Below are 14,065 nucleotides of genomic sequence, written 5' to 3' on the forward strand. Positions count from 1 at the left end.
AAATGACAAATATCAACTTTAAACCTATATCATTATCAGATAAATCTATATTTGATTATTATTTTAATAAAACTGATTTCAATAATGCAGAAAAGAATTTTTCTAATCTTTTCATGTGGAGAAAAACATATAAATATGAATATGCTATAATAAATGACTGTTTATGTATTAAAGGTAAATCAAGAGATACTAAACAACCATTTTGTCATTTTCCATATGGTGGATGTGATATTGAAGATTCTTTAGCATTAATTAAAGAAGCTTTCAAAAAAGAAGGAAATGATTTAATTATTAAACCATTACTTCCTGAAATGAAAAAATGCTTAGAAAAAACTATAGAAGAGTTTACACTAACAGAAGATAGAAATTCTTTTGATTATATTTATACTTCTAATAAATTAATTAATCTTTCAGGTTCTAAATTACGTAATAAACGTAGATGGCTTAAAAAATTTAAAGAAAATTACGATTATACATATGAAGAAATTAATTCAAATAATTTAGCTGAAGCAAAAGAATTCACAATAAATATAATTAAAAATTCTAATAATGATCAAGATGAAATCATAGCTATGGAAGAAATGTTTGATAATATGTTTGAACTTGAAATTAAAGGATGCATTATTAAAATTGATGGTGAAATAGCTGGTGTATCTACTGGTGAGGAATTAACAAAAGATACAGTTATTATTCACTGTGAAAGATGCGATACTAAATATGAAGGTATTTATAATTGTATCAATCAAGAATTCTGTCAGAAACAATGGTCTAATTACAAATTTATTAATCGTGAAGAAGATTTAGGAATTGAAGGTTTAAGACAAGCAAAATTAACCTACAGGCCTGATTTATTATTATCTAAATATATTGCTAAAATTGAGGTTTAATATGACTTATGTTAATAAACTAGATGGAGATAGAATTTTCTTAAGTTTATCTAGAAAAGAAGACTTGTCATTATATAATAAATGGCTAAATGATGGTGAAATTAATTTAACTTTTGGAAGATCTCATATAGCTTTTACAGAAGAAAAACAAGCTGAATATATAGATAGCTATAATAATAGTGAAGATAAATTTTTCTTTGTTATTGTAAAAAAAGGAAAAGGTTCTAGTAATGGTCAAGCTATTGGAATTGGTTTATTATATGATGCTGATTTTGTTCATGGGAAAATTACATTAGGACTTTTATTAGATAAGTCACATCAATCAAAAGGGTATGGTAAAGAAGCTACAAACTTATTACTAAAATTTGCTTTTAATATCTTAAATTTAAACAATGTAATGCTTTATGCTATTGATTTTAATGAAAAAGCTATAGCTATGTATGAAAATTGTGGATTTAAAATAATCGGCAAAAGAAGAGAAGCATATCCTATTAATAATAAAGTCTATGATGAAGTTTATATGGATATATTAAAAAAAGAGTTTAATAAAATTAAAAAATAATTTATAATTGAACTTCGTAAATTGTAATATTATCATGTTTATAATAATATTTTTTTTCAAGTTTTAGCCCGTGATCAATACATTGTTGATATCCATAATTAGCTTTATCTACAAAAAATACTTTTGAACCATGATTTATCCTATTTTGAATTCCAGGATCTTGTAATGCATTTTCAATATCTAATCCACTATCTCCAGATTCCCATATTAAATTATAATCATCTGAGAAATAATAAGGTGTTAAAAGTCTATATACATTATAGCTATTGAAAAATATTACACTTTCTGATCCAACAACAACATCAAAGTCTTTAGTTAAGTTTTGAGTTTCTTCAAATTCTTTTTCTTGAATATTTATAAAATCATTTGTTCCTACAACCCCAACTATTAAAATAATAGCAAGTATTGGAATAAAAATTTCTTTTTTTATATAAACTTTAGATAAAAGTATACTTATTCCTAACCAAAACGAACCAAGAATTGGAATACAATATCTAACATGAAAAATAGGTCTAGTTGTATATGATGCAACTATTCCAATAATAAAAACTAAAATTAATGATAAAATTGCAAAAATTGCAAAATTTCCCTCTAAATCCTTTTTATTTTTTAAATAATATACTATTAAAATAATTATTCCAATTAATAATAATGTACCCAATATTGTTGGATAAACGATTTCATTTGCATTAACTGGAATATTTGCAGGAGATAAAATATAATAAACATATCCTATAATTCTTTCAAATGTAATAGGAGCTATCCAATAACTATCACTAACTCTTAGAAAGTTTTTTAAAAGGAATGTAGCCCAAGGAATAAATGCAATAGCTGATATTATTCCTGATAAAAACCAGTATTTTAATAAATCTTTTCTCTGATATAAAATATATATTAAAAATAAACAATACAATGAAAAAGAAGCAATTGCTGAGAAATAATGTGTGTATATCGAGCATATTGTTAAAATTGTAAGAATTATCCATTTTTTTAAATTAGATTTTTGATCAGTGCTTTTAATGATTTCATATAGGTATATTAAACTAGCAGTTACAAAAAATAAGCCCCAGCTATACATTCTAAGCTCTACACCAAATAACATAAATCTGGGCATTGTGATGATACACAAAGAAAAAATCCCCATTGTTAATAATCCAAAGTTTTTCTTAATTTTTGTAATAGCTAAACCAATCAATAAATAAAATGGAATAAGAGAAGTTATTTTACCAATTATTATCATATCATTTATAGTTGAAAAGCCTATTAATTCCCCTATTTTTAATAGAAACTTATAAATTAAATAATATAATGGAGGATGGACATCTTGAGATATAAGTTCAATCATTTCACTAATTGGATATTGGAGTATTGCAAAAGTATATAATTCATCACTCCAAATACCTATTTTAGTAATTCCAACATAGGTCATTATAAAAAGAAAGATTAGACTTAATCCAAACAAAAACATGCCTGTATTGTTTTTACTTATTTCTTTTTTAAATTCCATCTAATCACTCCTTGTTTTAATAATTTTAGTTTTAGTATAAGAAACATATAAATATTTTTAAAATTAATCATGATATCAAATAAAATAGCTATTACATAAACTTCATTTAAAATATTTTTTATCAATACTTTGATGAATTTTTATTTAAGAAAAAATAGTAAAGCATAATTATTACTTATAACAAATATAATTTTATCAAGAGGTGAATATTATGATTTATAGTACAAAAGAAAAAGCGCCACCTGGAACTTATAAGTGTACAATTTGTGGGCTTGAGAAGAAATATGATGAAGAAGGTAATCTTCTTCCTTGTCCAAAGTGTAATAATATTAAATGGGAAAAATTAATTTAATCCCATTTTTACTTTTTTATTTTTAAATTTTATAGATTTTGTAATGTTTTAAACTTTCTTTCAAGAGGGCCTAAATTAGAAATTCGATTTTGGAAATTTTCCATTGTTTTTTGGAACTTTTCTCCTTCAGAAGCTGAAATCCATTCAAAAATAAATCTTTCATTACTTATTCCTAATTGTTCTATTAAATCCCCAACATTTTCTGCTCTTTTTTTCCATTTATAATTACCTGAGGAATAATGGCAGTCTCCCATATGACATCCTCCAACAAAAACTCCATCAGCTCCTTCTTTAAATGCCTTTAAAATCATTGAAATATTCATTCTTCCAGAACACATTACTCTAATTATTCTAACATTTGGAGGATATTGCATTCTTGCAGTTCCAGCTGTATCTGCTCCACCATATGAACACCAATTACAACAAAATCCCACAACTTTAATATCATTTGCCATATTATCACCTTATTCTTCATCAGGAACAAAAATTGGAGGTTTTTCCTCACTAACTCCTGCTATATAACCGTTTTTTTCACGGTAGATTTTTTGCATTTTATCATACATTCTAGCTACTGGAATTTCCATTGGACACACATCACTACATTGACCACAATTAACACAACTAAAACTCATATGTGACAATCTAATTCCTTGAAATGTTAATGGATCTGGTGAAATATCAGGGTTTACGTCTTTATAAAACTCTTTTTCTAAATCACATTCCTTACACCAACAAAGAGGACAAGCATCTCTGCATCCATAACAACCAATACATCTATTCCAATATTCATCCCATTTATCTGTTTCTGGATAATTATTTTCTAAATAATTTTTCTGGAACTTCTTAGCAAGTTTTATCATTATATTTTCTAGTTTTGACCTTCTTCCAATTAAATCTTCAGAAGGATTTTTAGATTCTAAATATCCTTTTTTTAAGGCTTTATCAACCAGTGTTTTTCCTTTTTCTGTGTTAATTTCAACAAAAGTCCAATCGTCTTCTGAACCCCAATTTCCACAAACTAAATCAGTATTTCTTGGAATTTTTAATTCACATTTTTGACAATTTTCTCGTCTACCATATCCTTCTTCTTCTAAATCATCAATTTTAATGCCTTTTTCTGTTCCATCTTTAAGTTCAATAATAATTTGACCTTTATCTATCTCTTCTTTTACAACATCATCAGGATTAACTTCATAAAATAATTCAAACATTTTTTGAGCTGTTGCAGGCATAACAGTGCCTCCACAGTTAAGCCCAATAGTGTATATATTGTCTTCATCTATCTGATTTCTTTTTTTAAGCTCATCAATTGCCATTGCATCACAAGGTTTAGCTACAACACCAATTTTTTGATTTTTAAGATATTTGGAAATTAATCCTCCAAACATTGTAGGTGCACAATGTAATGATCCACAAGTATTCATAATTTCTTCAGAATCTTCAATAAAAACAGGGACACCATCATAAATATCATCACCTTTTTTTAATGTTAAAACTCCATCAACTTCTTCTTCATCTAGTAAATATTTTAAAATAGATGTTACAGCACCACCACAAGCACTATTTTCTATTAATTCATCATTTTTTGCTCTAAGTAATAAATATTCTGAACTCATCAAATCACCTACTCAATATTGATGTTTAATTTATCTCCAATTTGTTTTATCAATTCAATTTCTTCTAGAACATCTTCAGGAGGGTTTTGAATTTTGTTGAATTCTTGTGTTATTCCTATAGTATTTGTGAATGTTCCACCTTTTTCAATCCAAATGCATCCTGGTAAAGTTATATCTGCTTTTTGGCTTGTTTCATTTAAATTAGTACCAATATATATTAACGAATCTAAATTTCCATCTAAATATGAACTTAAATCTTCATTGAATAATATTAACACTTTGACATTGTTGATTAAATCTATCAATTCTTTTTCTTCTAATGCATTTAAATAATCCATTGACCCATAGCTATTACAGTCTTTTAAAATAGGTAATATTTTTGAATTGCTATTATTAGCTATTTTACTAATTTCATCTAATTCTTCATTATTTCCAAGTTTATTAAAAACAATCACTGAATTTTCATCAAGTTTATTTTTAATTTTATCTGGAAAATCATTAAATAAATCTGAAACAGAATCTAATTTATAATGTTTATTGGAATTTAAAGAACTTATTGTTAGATTTTCTGTATCACATGTAATTATTTCAGCACCATTATCTTTAGCTATCATTATACGACGACCAATTAATGGATTTTCTTTAATTACATCTCCAATTATTAAAATAAAATTAGCTGAATTTAAATCATCATAAGATGCAACTTCTTCAGTTGATTTAATAAAATTTTCATTATAAAATCCTAAATTATTGATTCCATATTCTTTTGCAAAACTTGAAATGATTTTATTTTCTTCATTAGTTGCACATCCAGAGCTGATAATTCCTATATCTTCTTTTGATGCAGAACTAATTAATTGGGCAACTTTTTCTATAGCTGAATTTAAATCGGTTTCAACTGTTTTACTACCGCTTTTTATAAGTGGCTTTAATATTCTGTTTTGATTAGCTGTTTTATAGCTATCTCTTCCTCTTAAACAATTTTTGCCTTCATTTATAAAATGTCGTTTATAGGGATATGTTCCAACAATTTTATTATTGTCGTAAATCAGGTTTATACCACATCCAACACTACATGAAGGGCAAATGCTCTTTTCTATAATCATTTTTAGATACTCCATTCTAATTCATATTAAATAATATATTTTTAAATAATTGAAGTAATAGATTTTAAAATAAATTATTGAATATCATATAATTTATTTTTAATCTAATAATATCTCTTAAATTTTCTTTTTAGGAGTTTTTTATCAATAATATTTATATTTAATTGTTTATTTTTACTTGAATCAAAAAAACATTATTTAATATAATTTAAAAAACTATATATAAAATTCAGATATATTTTAAAAGTCTAAATAAAATAATATCTAATGATAATTTATTTTCATTAGTTATAAACATATCCTTATTTATTCAAACATTTATAATTTTTCTGAATTTATTATATGAAAAAATAGCTATTTATATTATTTTATTCGATAAATTGGAATATGAGCTGTAATAATTTTTAATTAATGCATTTTGTTCGTATGCTTACTTATTAAGTATTTTAATAGTATTATTGATGGTTAATCATTATTAAAAAAGATTTTATAATTAATAATTAATTTTAATTTAATAATATTGATATAAATAAAAAAATAATAATTTTATGAAAATAATAATATTTAATTTTTAATATAATTTTTCTAATAACCTATATCTTATTTCTCCTCTTTTAATAGGATCTTTAGATATATTTTTATGTGTTGGTATCTCAACAAATTTAGATTCATCTTTTTCTATAATTGTTTTTTTTAAATAATCTGGAAATATGATATAATCTGGGTCTTGATTGTTTATATTAAAATTCATATCTTCAACAATGTCTTTTAAAAATTTTGAATATACTTTAACAGATATTTTAGAATTTTTAAGTTTTAAAGATTCAATTTCTTTAGTAGGATATAACCATTCTTTGGCTACTGGATAATTAGAAAATATCTCTTTAATTTGACCATCATTAATTTTACCATTTTCAGAATATTTTGATACTTTAATTATACTTTCTTTAATTTGGTCAAATGTATTTAATTTAATAGCTAATGAATTCATTTTTACTTTACTTTCAGATAGTAAAATAGCTAAATCTCCTTTCTCATTATCTGGATTTTTATTTATTTTAAAGTTTTTAACTCCTGCAAATTCAAGAATTTTTTTGCACATTGGTGTAGTTACAATAACCATATTTACAACCTCTAAATTATTAATAACTTAATAATTTATAAAATATATACTTAATTAAAAATTCTATCTAATATTTTCGATTAATGAAAAATCACAAATACACAAAAACATTTTTTATTAATTTCACATAATATGGATCTTTAAATCAAATAAAAATCATAATTTTTTTATCATTTTGGAGGTGTTATATATTGGTAGATTATTCTATATCTGATGTGTTTAAAGTTCTTATTTGTTTAAAAAAGAATCTTTATGGAATTAAATTTATTAAACATGCTGAAAATAGGATTAAAAAAAGAAAAATTAATCAAGAAATAATTTTTAATATCTTACTTAAAAATAAACCTGTAGGTATACAAAAAACACACAATGAAAGTAGTAAATTTGAATTAATATATGAATACACTAAATCACATGATTTATATATAATTATTAATATAGAAAACAATGATGAAATAAAGATTATTAGTGTAATTGATAAAAAAATAAGTAGGAGGGATCATTTTCATGGAACACATTAAAATAAAGGCAGAATATGACTATGATTACCAATATGATGTAATGAATATTGGAATGATTGATAAATATGATTATAAAGAAACTCTTGAATTAGATAAAGGAGTTTTTTTAGATTTTGATAAAAATAATATTCCAGTAAATCTTGAAATAATAGATGCATCTAAAATCATTAAATTAGATAAAAACAATTTAAATAAAGCAAAAATAAAAATGACTATTTCTGTAAAAAATGGATTAATATCTGTTAAAGTTATTTTTGGATTTAAATTACATAACAAATTAGTATCAGAGTCTATAGTAAAAAATATCGCTAATAATTATAATATTCCTGAAATGGAAGCAAATATTGCTACTATTTAAAAAAATTATTTTTTATTTATAATAACTTTAATAAAATTATAGGTTGAAAAAATGAAAATTACTTTAAGCTTTGAACAAACAATAACTGATGATGTATCTATCTTGGTGGATGCTTTAAGAGCTAGTACTACTATAACTGCAGCTTTAAATAATTTCAATGAAATTATTCCTTGTTTTTCACCAGAACATGCTTTTGAAACTAATAAAAAATATAATGGTGTCTTAGCAGGAGAGAGAAATGGTGCTAAAATTGAAGGTTTTGATGTTGGAAACTCACCAAAAACTCTTGAGGATTACAAGTTAAATGATAATAAACCTCTTATATTAACTACTACTAATGGAACAAGAGCTCTTGAGAAGATGAATTCAACTGTTTTAATAGGGTCTTTAATTAATGCAAAAGCAGTAGCTAAAAAATCAATAGCTATTTCAGATAATCATATAGATGTAGTAATGGCAGGACGAAAGGGTAAATTTGCTATTGAAGATTTCCTAGCTTCTGGTGAAATTCTATTTTGGATTAAAGAAGAATTAAATGATGAGTATGATTTTAAAATAAGTGAATATGCTCAATCAGCTATTCTTGCAAGAGAAAATTATGATAATCTAAAAAAATCTTTTTATAATTCTCGTTCTGGTGAAAAATTAACTGAAATGGGTTATAAAACTGATATTGATTATTGCATCCAAAAAAATATAACAGATAATGTAGCTATTTATGAAAATGGGATTTTAAAATTAATATAAAATTTAGTCTTTTAAAAATTTATATACTTAGAAAACTAATTAGATATATTAAAAATTTAATTTAAGTTTATAATGAAGTGTTTTTTTAATGAAAAGAGAATGTTTAACAATTATCGGAACTGCACATGTATCTCAAGAAAGTGCTGATGAAGTCAAAAATGCAATTTACGAACAAGAACCAGAAGTAGTAGCTATTGAATTAGACAAAGGTAGATTTCAAAGATTAATGAATGATTTGGCTGGAATTGAAGAAGATGATACAATATCTGTTACTAACATTATAAAAGAAAACAAAGTAGGTCTTTTTGTTGCAAGTACTGTTTTAAGTTATATTCAATCAAAAATTGGTGAAGATTTAGACATAAAACCAGGCTCTGAAATGATAGCTGCAATTGAAGCTGCAAAAGATATTGATGCTAAAATAGCTTTAATTGATAGAGACATTAATATTACCTTAGAAAGAGCTTTAAACAATATGACTTTTATGGAAAAAACAAAATTTTTATCAAGCACAGTTTTTTCTTTTTTTGATGGGTCAAATGAAGAAGAAATTGATGTTGAAGAACTTAAAAATCCTGATACTTTAGATGAAGTAATGGAATACTTTAAAGATATTTCTCCAGGAGCATATGAAGTCTTAGTTAAAGAAAGAGATGCTTATCTGGCAGGTAGTATTTTAAATATTCCTGAAGATCATGTAATAGCTGTTGTTGGTGCAGGCCATAAAAAAGGTATAGAAAAATACTTAGATAATCCTTCTACTATTCCTTCAATGTATTCATTAGTTAATGAGGAGAAGAAAAAAGGAATTCCATGGCTTAAAATTATTTTAGCTTTAATTCCTATTTCATTTGTTGTGATATTTTTTCTGGCTTTCTTAAATGGAATTAGTATTCAATGGAATATCTTAGATTTTATTATAATAAGTATTATAATGGGCTTTTTAGGATCTATATTATCTGGTTCTAAAATTCAATCAGCTATTGTTGGAGGAATTGTATCTCCACTTACAATCATACATCCTTTACTTGCTGCAGGTTGGTTTTCAGGCTTAACTGAAGCTAAACTTCGTAAAGTTAGAAAAAGAGACATAGATAATATCTTAAAAGTTGAAAAATTAGGAGATTTATGGGGCAATAATATCTTTAGGATTTTATTAGTGGTTATTGGCACAAATTTGGGAGTAAGTATTGCTACTTTAATTATTCTTCCTTCCCAAGTATTCATTCCTTTATTTTTAAAAATATTTGGTGGATAAAAATATAAACTTATTATTTTTTTCTTTATGTTTACTATAAATATAACAACATTTAAATTAAATTTTAAACAAATATGATATAACAAATGTGAATAAAATGTATCTTATATTTCGATGTGATTGTGGTAGAGTTTTATATGCTAAAGAAGGCGTAGCTACTAGAAAATGCACTTGCGGGAAATCTATAAAAGTTAAACAACGTAGGATTTTTAAGAAGGTAGAAACTTCTGAAGATGCATCATTAGCTGTTCAAGAAATGCAAGAAGAAATATATGGTCAAACGGGTTTTATTCGAGCTGATAAAATTAAATAAATTCAAGGTTTATATAAATGACGACAACAATAATATTACTAGAAATTTTTGTTTTAATAATTTTAATTTTTATGAATGGATTATTGTCCATGACTGAAATCGCTTTTTTATCTTCTAGAAAAACTAAACTTCAAGTAATGTTAGATGAAGGTAAAAAAAGTGCACAAATTGTTATAGATTTAACAGAAGATCCTAATCAATTTTTATCTACTATACAAATTGGTATAACTCTTATTAGTATTTTAACTGGTGCTTTTGGAGGAGCTACTCTTTCTTATCCACTTGCTAGTGCATTAAATAGCTTTGCAGTACCATATGCTGATGTAATAAGTATTATAATCGTAGTTTTAATTACAACATATTTATCTTTAATTGTTGGGGAATTAGTTCCAAAAAGAATTGGATTAAATAATCCTGAAGTAATGGCAGTTAAAGTTGCAAAATTAATGAAATATTTATCTAAAATTTGTGGTCCACTTGTAACCATTCTTAGTAAATCAACAGAAGCAATATTATTTGTTATAGGAATTAGAAACAAAGAAGAAAATGTTGTTACTGAAGAAGAAATTGAAATGATGATTGAAGAAGGTAGGGCTGGAGGAACCATCGAAAAAGAAGAAGAAGACATTATTAAAAGAGTATTTCGTTTAGATGCTCAAAAAGTTGATATGATAATGACTCCAAGAAGTGAAATTGTATGGATTGACTTAGATGATGAGAAGGAAGAAATGTATGAAAAAATCATTGAAAGTAAGAGATCTATATTTCCTGTAGCTAAAGATGAATTAGATGATTTTATTGGAGTTGTACAAGCTAAAGATATTTTAAGTTCAATCTTTAGAGGAGAAAAAGTTGATATTGAAAAAACTATTAAAGAACCTCTTATTGTACCAACAAATGTGCCTTCTTTGGAATTATTAAAACAATTTAAGAAAAATAGTGGTTATGTTCACATGGCTTTAATTGTCGATGAATTTGGAAGTCTTGAAGGATTAATCACATTAAATGATTTATTAGAAGGTATTGTTGGAGATATTCCAGGAATTGATGAAACAGATGATCCAATAGCTACAAAAAGGTCTGATGGTTCATGGTTAGTTGATGGTCGTTATCCTATTGATAGACTTAAAGAAGATTGTAATATTCCAATTGATTTTCCAAATGAAAAAGAAGATAATTTTTCTACTATTGCAGGTTTTATTTTAAGTTATACTGGTAAAATACCTGAAACTGGCGAAAAATTTGATTGGGAAAATTATTCTTTTGAAATTGTTGATATGGATGGACATCAAATTGATAAAGTCTTAATTAACCACTTACCTGATAATCAAGATGATTCATCTTGATTATTTATTAAATCTAACATCTCACAAGTTTTACATATTTTAGCAGATGTTGGCTCACTACATCTTAAACAATTATTTAATTTAGGTTTATTATATACTTCAAAATTTAAAATCTCTTTAAAAGATTTCATAATATTATTTTTAAGACCTGGATTTTTATCTTCATTATTATTTAAAAACTCTTTTATTTTAGCTCTTAAAGATAAGTATGAATAAGGACATTCTTCTAAATGGATATCAATATCATTTAATATTGCCCACATTCCAACATCTTTTTCTAATGTATTCCATAATGGTTTTATTCTTGGAATAAGTTTTGGATGAATCATATCTAATTTTGGTCCGAATTTTGAAAATTTTAATACATCTCCTCTTGCAAAACTCATTAAAAATGATTGAATTTCATCATCTAAATTATGACCGGTAGCTAATTTATCTGCTCCTATTTCATAAGATGCTTTATTTAAAATATTTCTTCTAAAAACTCCACAAGGAATACATGCACTTTTAAAATCAGAATATATGTCATCAAGGGTAAAATCATATTCTTCACTAAATGATTTTTCAATTAATTCAATATTTAATTTACGGGCATTTTCCTTTGCAGATTCCATACCATAATTTCTGTAACCTTCGATTCCTTCATCAACACTAATAGCTAATAAGTCAAAGTCTAAAATTTTCCTATAATTATTCAATGCATGTATAGTTAAGACACTATCTTTGCCTCCAGATAATGCAATAGCTATTAACTCTCCTTCTTCGATGAGTTTATAATCATTGATTATTTTATTAATATTACTGAAAATTTTTTCATTAAATTCAGACTTTGAAATTACAGTCATTTTACCACTTAAAATAAAATTTATATTTTATTAAATATAATATTAATACATGATTACTGCTGATTTTGGAATTGTTCCTATTGGACACAATGATATAAATATACGTGAATATGTAACTGTTGCTGTTGAATCAATTAAAAATTCTGGATTAAATTATGAACTAACAGCTATGGGAACACAATTAGAAGCTGAAAATTTAAATGATTTATACTCTGCAATTGCTGATGCACAAGAAGCAGTTTTTAAAAAAGGAGTTAATAGAGTATATACTGTAATAAAAATAGATGATAGAAGAGATGAAAAAAGATCACTTACAGATAAAGTAAAAACTGTAAATGATTTAATGAAATAATAAGTATTTTAAGAAAACTTATTAGATGCTTCTTTTACAACTTCAATAACTCTATTTAAATCATTTTCACTAAGTGATGGATGAACTGGAAGTGAAATAACTTTGCTTGCAGCTTCTTCTGCATTTTTACAAGATCCACCAATTTCTAATTCTTTATAAATTGGTTGATTATAAAGAGGAATTGGATAATGGATTCCAGTTCCAATTCCGTTTTGATTTAAAAATTCAACATATTCATCTCTTTTACCATTTTCTATAAAAATCGTATATTGATGATATACATGAGTAGTATTTTCTTGTAAAAACGGAGTTTTAATTCCTTCAATGTCTTTTAAACCATCATTTAAGTAATTAGCATTTTTATTTCTTGACATGTTAAATTCTTCAATTTTATCCATTTGTGCAATACCTATAGCTGCAGCAATATCTGTCATTCTGTAGTTATATCCAATCATATCATGGTAATATCTTTCACTTGCACCATGAGCTCTTATTTTTTTAGCTAATTCATAAAACTCTTCATTATTAGTTGTTATAATTCCTCCTTCACTTGTTGTCATGTTTTTAGTAGGATAAAAACTAAAACAACCTAAATCTCCAATATCTCCTACACATTTATTATTAAATTTAGCTCCATGAGCTTGTGCTGCATCTTCAACAATATATAAATCGTGTTTATCTGCTATTTCTTTAATTTCATCCATTTTAGCTGGCTGACCATATAAATGAACAGGCATAATAGCTTTAGTTTTATCAGTTATAAGTGTTTCAATTTGATTTGGATCTATATTATATGTATCAAGAGTAATATCTGCAAAAATAGGTTTTCCACCAGTATAAACTATAGAATTACCTGATGCAATAAAAGTAAAAGGACTAGTTATTACTTCATCTCCTTTTCCAATTCCGCAACATAAAAGAGCTGTATGTAATGCAGATGTTCCAGAATTTGTAGCTATTGCATATTCACTACCTATCCAGGATGCAAATTTCTTTTCAAACTCTTCTACTTTAGGGCCTTGTGCAATCATCCCGGATTTCAATACATTTAAAACTCCTTCTATTTCTTCTTTACCTATATTTGGATTAGCAATTGAAACTTTATTATCTTCCATAATTAACCACTCTTTATTAATTCATTTATTAATAATATTTATTTAATATTATTTAAA

General features: G+C 25.2%; 17 protein-coding genes. 10 read left to right on the forward strand and 7 right to left on the reverse strand.

Annotation, left to right across the window (positions count from 1 at the left end; genetic code table 11):
- The first annotated feature begins 2 nt into the window (after nucleotides 1-2).
- Nucleotides 3-887, forward strand: a complete 885-nt coding sequence (locus tag ACA134_RS01750; protein WP_409200464.1) for a DUF2156 domain-containing protein — start codon at nucleotides 3-5, stop codon at nucleotides 885-887.
- A gap of 1 nt (nucleotide 888) precedes the next feature.
- Entirely contained in the window at nucleotides 889-1,449 is a 561-nt protein-coding gene (locus tag ACA134_RS01755; protein ID WP_409200465.1) for a GNAT family N-acetyltransferase, read from the forward strand.
- 1 nt (nucleotide 1,450) lies between these two features.
- Here the strand turns inward: ACA134_RS01755 and ACA134_RS01760 are convergent, their stop codons facing one another.
- A complete protein-coding gene (locus ACA134_RS01760; RefSeq protein ID WP_409200466.1) occupies nucleotides 1,451-2,956 on the reverse strand; it encodes a hypothetical protein in 1,506 nt (501 codons plus the stop codon).
- 211 nt (nucleotides 2,957-3,167) lie between these two features.
- Here ACA134_RS01760 and ACA134_RS01765 point away from each other — a divergent pair, with 211 nt between their 5' ends.
- Nucleotides 3,168-3,308 carry a zinc ribbon-containing protein gene (locus ACA134_RS01765; protein ID WP_409200467.1) on the forward strand — a complete coding sequence of 47 codons (141 nt, stop codon included), beginning with the start codon at nucleotides 3,168-3,170 and terminating at the stop codon, nucleotides 3,306-3,308.
- A gap of 29 nt (nucleotides 3,309-3,337) precedes the next feature.
- On the opposite strand, the gene ACA134_RS01770 is transcribed toward ACA134_RS01765, so the two are convergent.
- The 4 genes from ACA134_RS01770 to ACA134_RS01785 form a co-directional block, all read right to left on the reverse strand.
- Complete coding sequence (locus ACA134_RS01770) at nucleotides 3,338-3,763, reverse strand: hydrogenase iron-sulfur subunit (protein ID WP_409200468.1); 426 nt, start codon at nucleotides 3,761-3,763, stop codon at nucleotides 3,338-3,340.
- 9 nt (nucleotides 3,764-3,772) lie between these two features.
- Entirely contained in the window at nucleotides 3,773-4,924 is a 1,152-nt protein-coding gene (locus ACA134_RS01775) for a Coenzyme F420 hydrogenase/dehydrogenase, beta subunit C-terminal domain (protein WP_409200469.1), read from the reverse strand.
- Between the two features lie 8 nt (nucleotides 4,925-4,932).
- On the reverse strand, nucleotides 4,933-6,030 hold the full coding sequence (locus ACA134_RS01780) for a molybdopterin oxidoreductase family protein (RefSeq protein WP_409200470.1): 1,098 nt from the start codon (nucleotides 6,028-6,030) through the stop codon (nucleotides 4,933-4,935).
- A gap of 571 nt (nucleotides 6,031-6,601) precedes the next feature.
- Nucleotides 6,602-7,153 carry a hypothetical protein gene (locus ACA134_RS01785; RefSeq protein ID WP_409200471.1) on the reverse strand — a complete coding sequence of 184 codons (552 nt, stop codon included), beginning with the start codon at nucleotides 7,151-7,153 and terminating at the stop codon, nucleotides 6,602-6,604.
- 191 nt (nucleotides 7,154-7,344) lie between these two features.
- On the opposite strand from ACA134_RS01785, the gene ACA134_RS01790 reads away from it, so the two are divergent.
- The 6 genes from ACA134_RS01790 to ACA134_RS01815 all read left to right on the forward strand — a co-directional run bounded on the left by ACA134_RS01790 (nucleotide 7,345) and on the right by ACA134_RS01815 (nucleotide 11,696).
- A complete protein-coding gene (locus ACA134_RS01790) occupies nucleotides 7,345-7,674 on the forward strand; it encodes a hypothetical protein (protein WP_409200472.1) in 330 nt (109 codons plus the stop codon).
- Nucleotides 7,661-8,032: a DUF2283 domain-containing protein gene (locus tag ACA134_RS01795; RefSeq protein ID WP_409200473.1), complete on the forward strand. Its 372-nt coding sequence runs from the start codon at nucleotides 7,661-7,663 to the stop codon at nucleotides 8,030-8,032. The genes ACA134_RS01790 and ACA134_RS01795 overlap by 14 nt, the downstream gene beginning before the upstream one ends.
- Nucleotides 8,033-8,083: 51 nt before the next feature.
- Nucleotides 8,084-8,779 carry a 2-phosphosulfolactate phosphatase gene (gene comB / locus ACA134_RS01800; RefSeq protein ID WP_409200474.1) on the forward strand — a complete coding sequence of 232 codons (696 nt, stop codon included), beginning with the start codon at nucleotides 8,084-8,086 and terminating at the stop codon, nucleotides 8,777-8,779.
- Between the two features lie 88 nt (nucleotides 8,780-8,867).
- Complete coding sequence (locus tag ACA134_RS01805; protein WP_409200475.1) at nucleotides 8,868-10,037, forward strand: TraB/GumN family protein; 1,170 nt, start codon at nucleotides 8,868-8,870, stop codon at nucleotides 10,035-10,037.
- Nucleotides 10,038-10,134: 97 nt separating this feature from the next.
- Nucleotides 10,135-10,350, forward strand: a complete 216-nt coding sequence (locus ACA134_RS01810; RefSeq protein ID WP_409200476.1) for a DUF1922 domain-containing protein — start codon at nucleotides 10,135-10,137, stop codon at nucleotides 10,348-10,350.
- Between the two features lie 17 nt (nucleotides 10,351-10,367).
- Nucleotides 10,368-11,696 carry a hemolysin family protein gene (locus ACA134_RS01815; protein ID WP_409200477.1) on the forward strand — a complete coding sequence of 443 codons (1,329 nt, stop codon included), beginning with the start codon at nucleotides 10,368-10,370 and terminating at the stop codon, nucleotides 11,694-11,696.
- Here ACA134_RS01815 and ACA134_RS01820 read toward each other — a convergent pair.
- Complete coding sequence (locus ACA134_RS01820) at nucleotides 11,678-12,541, reverse strand: TIGR00269 family protein (protein ID WP_409200478.1); 864 nt, start codon at nucleotides 12,539-12,541, stop codon at nucleotides 11,678-11,680. The genes ACA134_RS01815 and ACA134_RS01820 overlap by 19 nt on opposite strands.
- Nucleotides 12,542-12,590: 49 nt before the next feature.
- Between ACA134_RS01820 and ACA134_RS01825 the strand changes: the two genes are divergently transcribed.
- Nucleotides 12,591-12,893: an MTH1187 family thiamine-binding protein gene (locus ACA134_RS01825; protein WP_409200479.1), complete on the forward strand. Its 303-nt coding sequence runs from the start codon at nucleotides 12,591-12,593 to the stop codon at nucleotides 12,891-12,893.
- An 8-nt stretch (nucleotides 12,894-12,901) separates the two neighbouring features.
- Here the strand turns inward: ACA134_RS01825 and ACA134_RS01830 are convergent, their stop codons facing one another.
- Entirely contained in the window at nucleotides 12,902-14,008 is a 1,107-nt protein-coding gene (locus ACA134_RS01830) for a DegT/DnrJ/EryC1/StrS family aminotransferase (RefSeq protein WP_409200480.1), read from the reverse strand.
- Nucleotides 14,009-14,065 lie beyond the last annotated feature (57 nt).

Origin of the sequence: Methanobrevibacter sp. DSM 116169 (assembly GCF_046197865.1) — an archaeon.
Lineage (GTDB): Archaea > Methanobacteriota > Methanobacteria > Methanobacteriales > Methanobacteriaceae > JAHKLT01.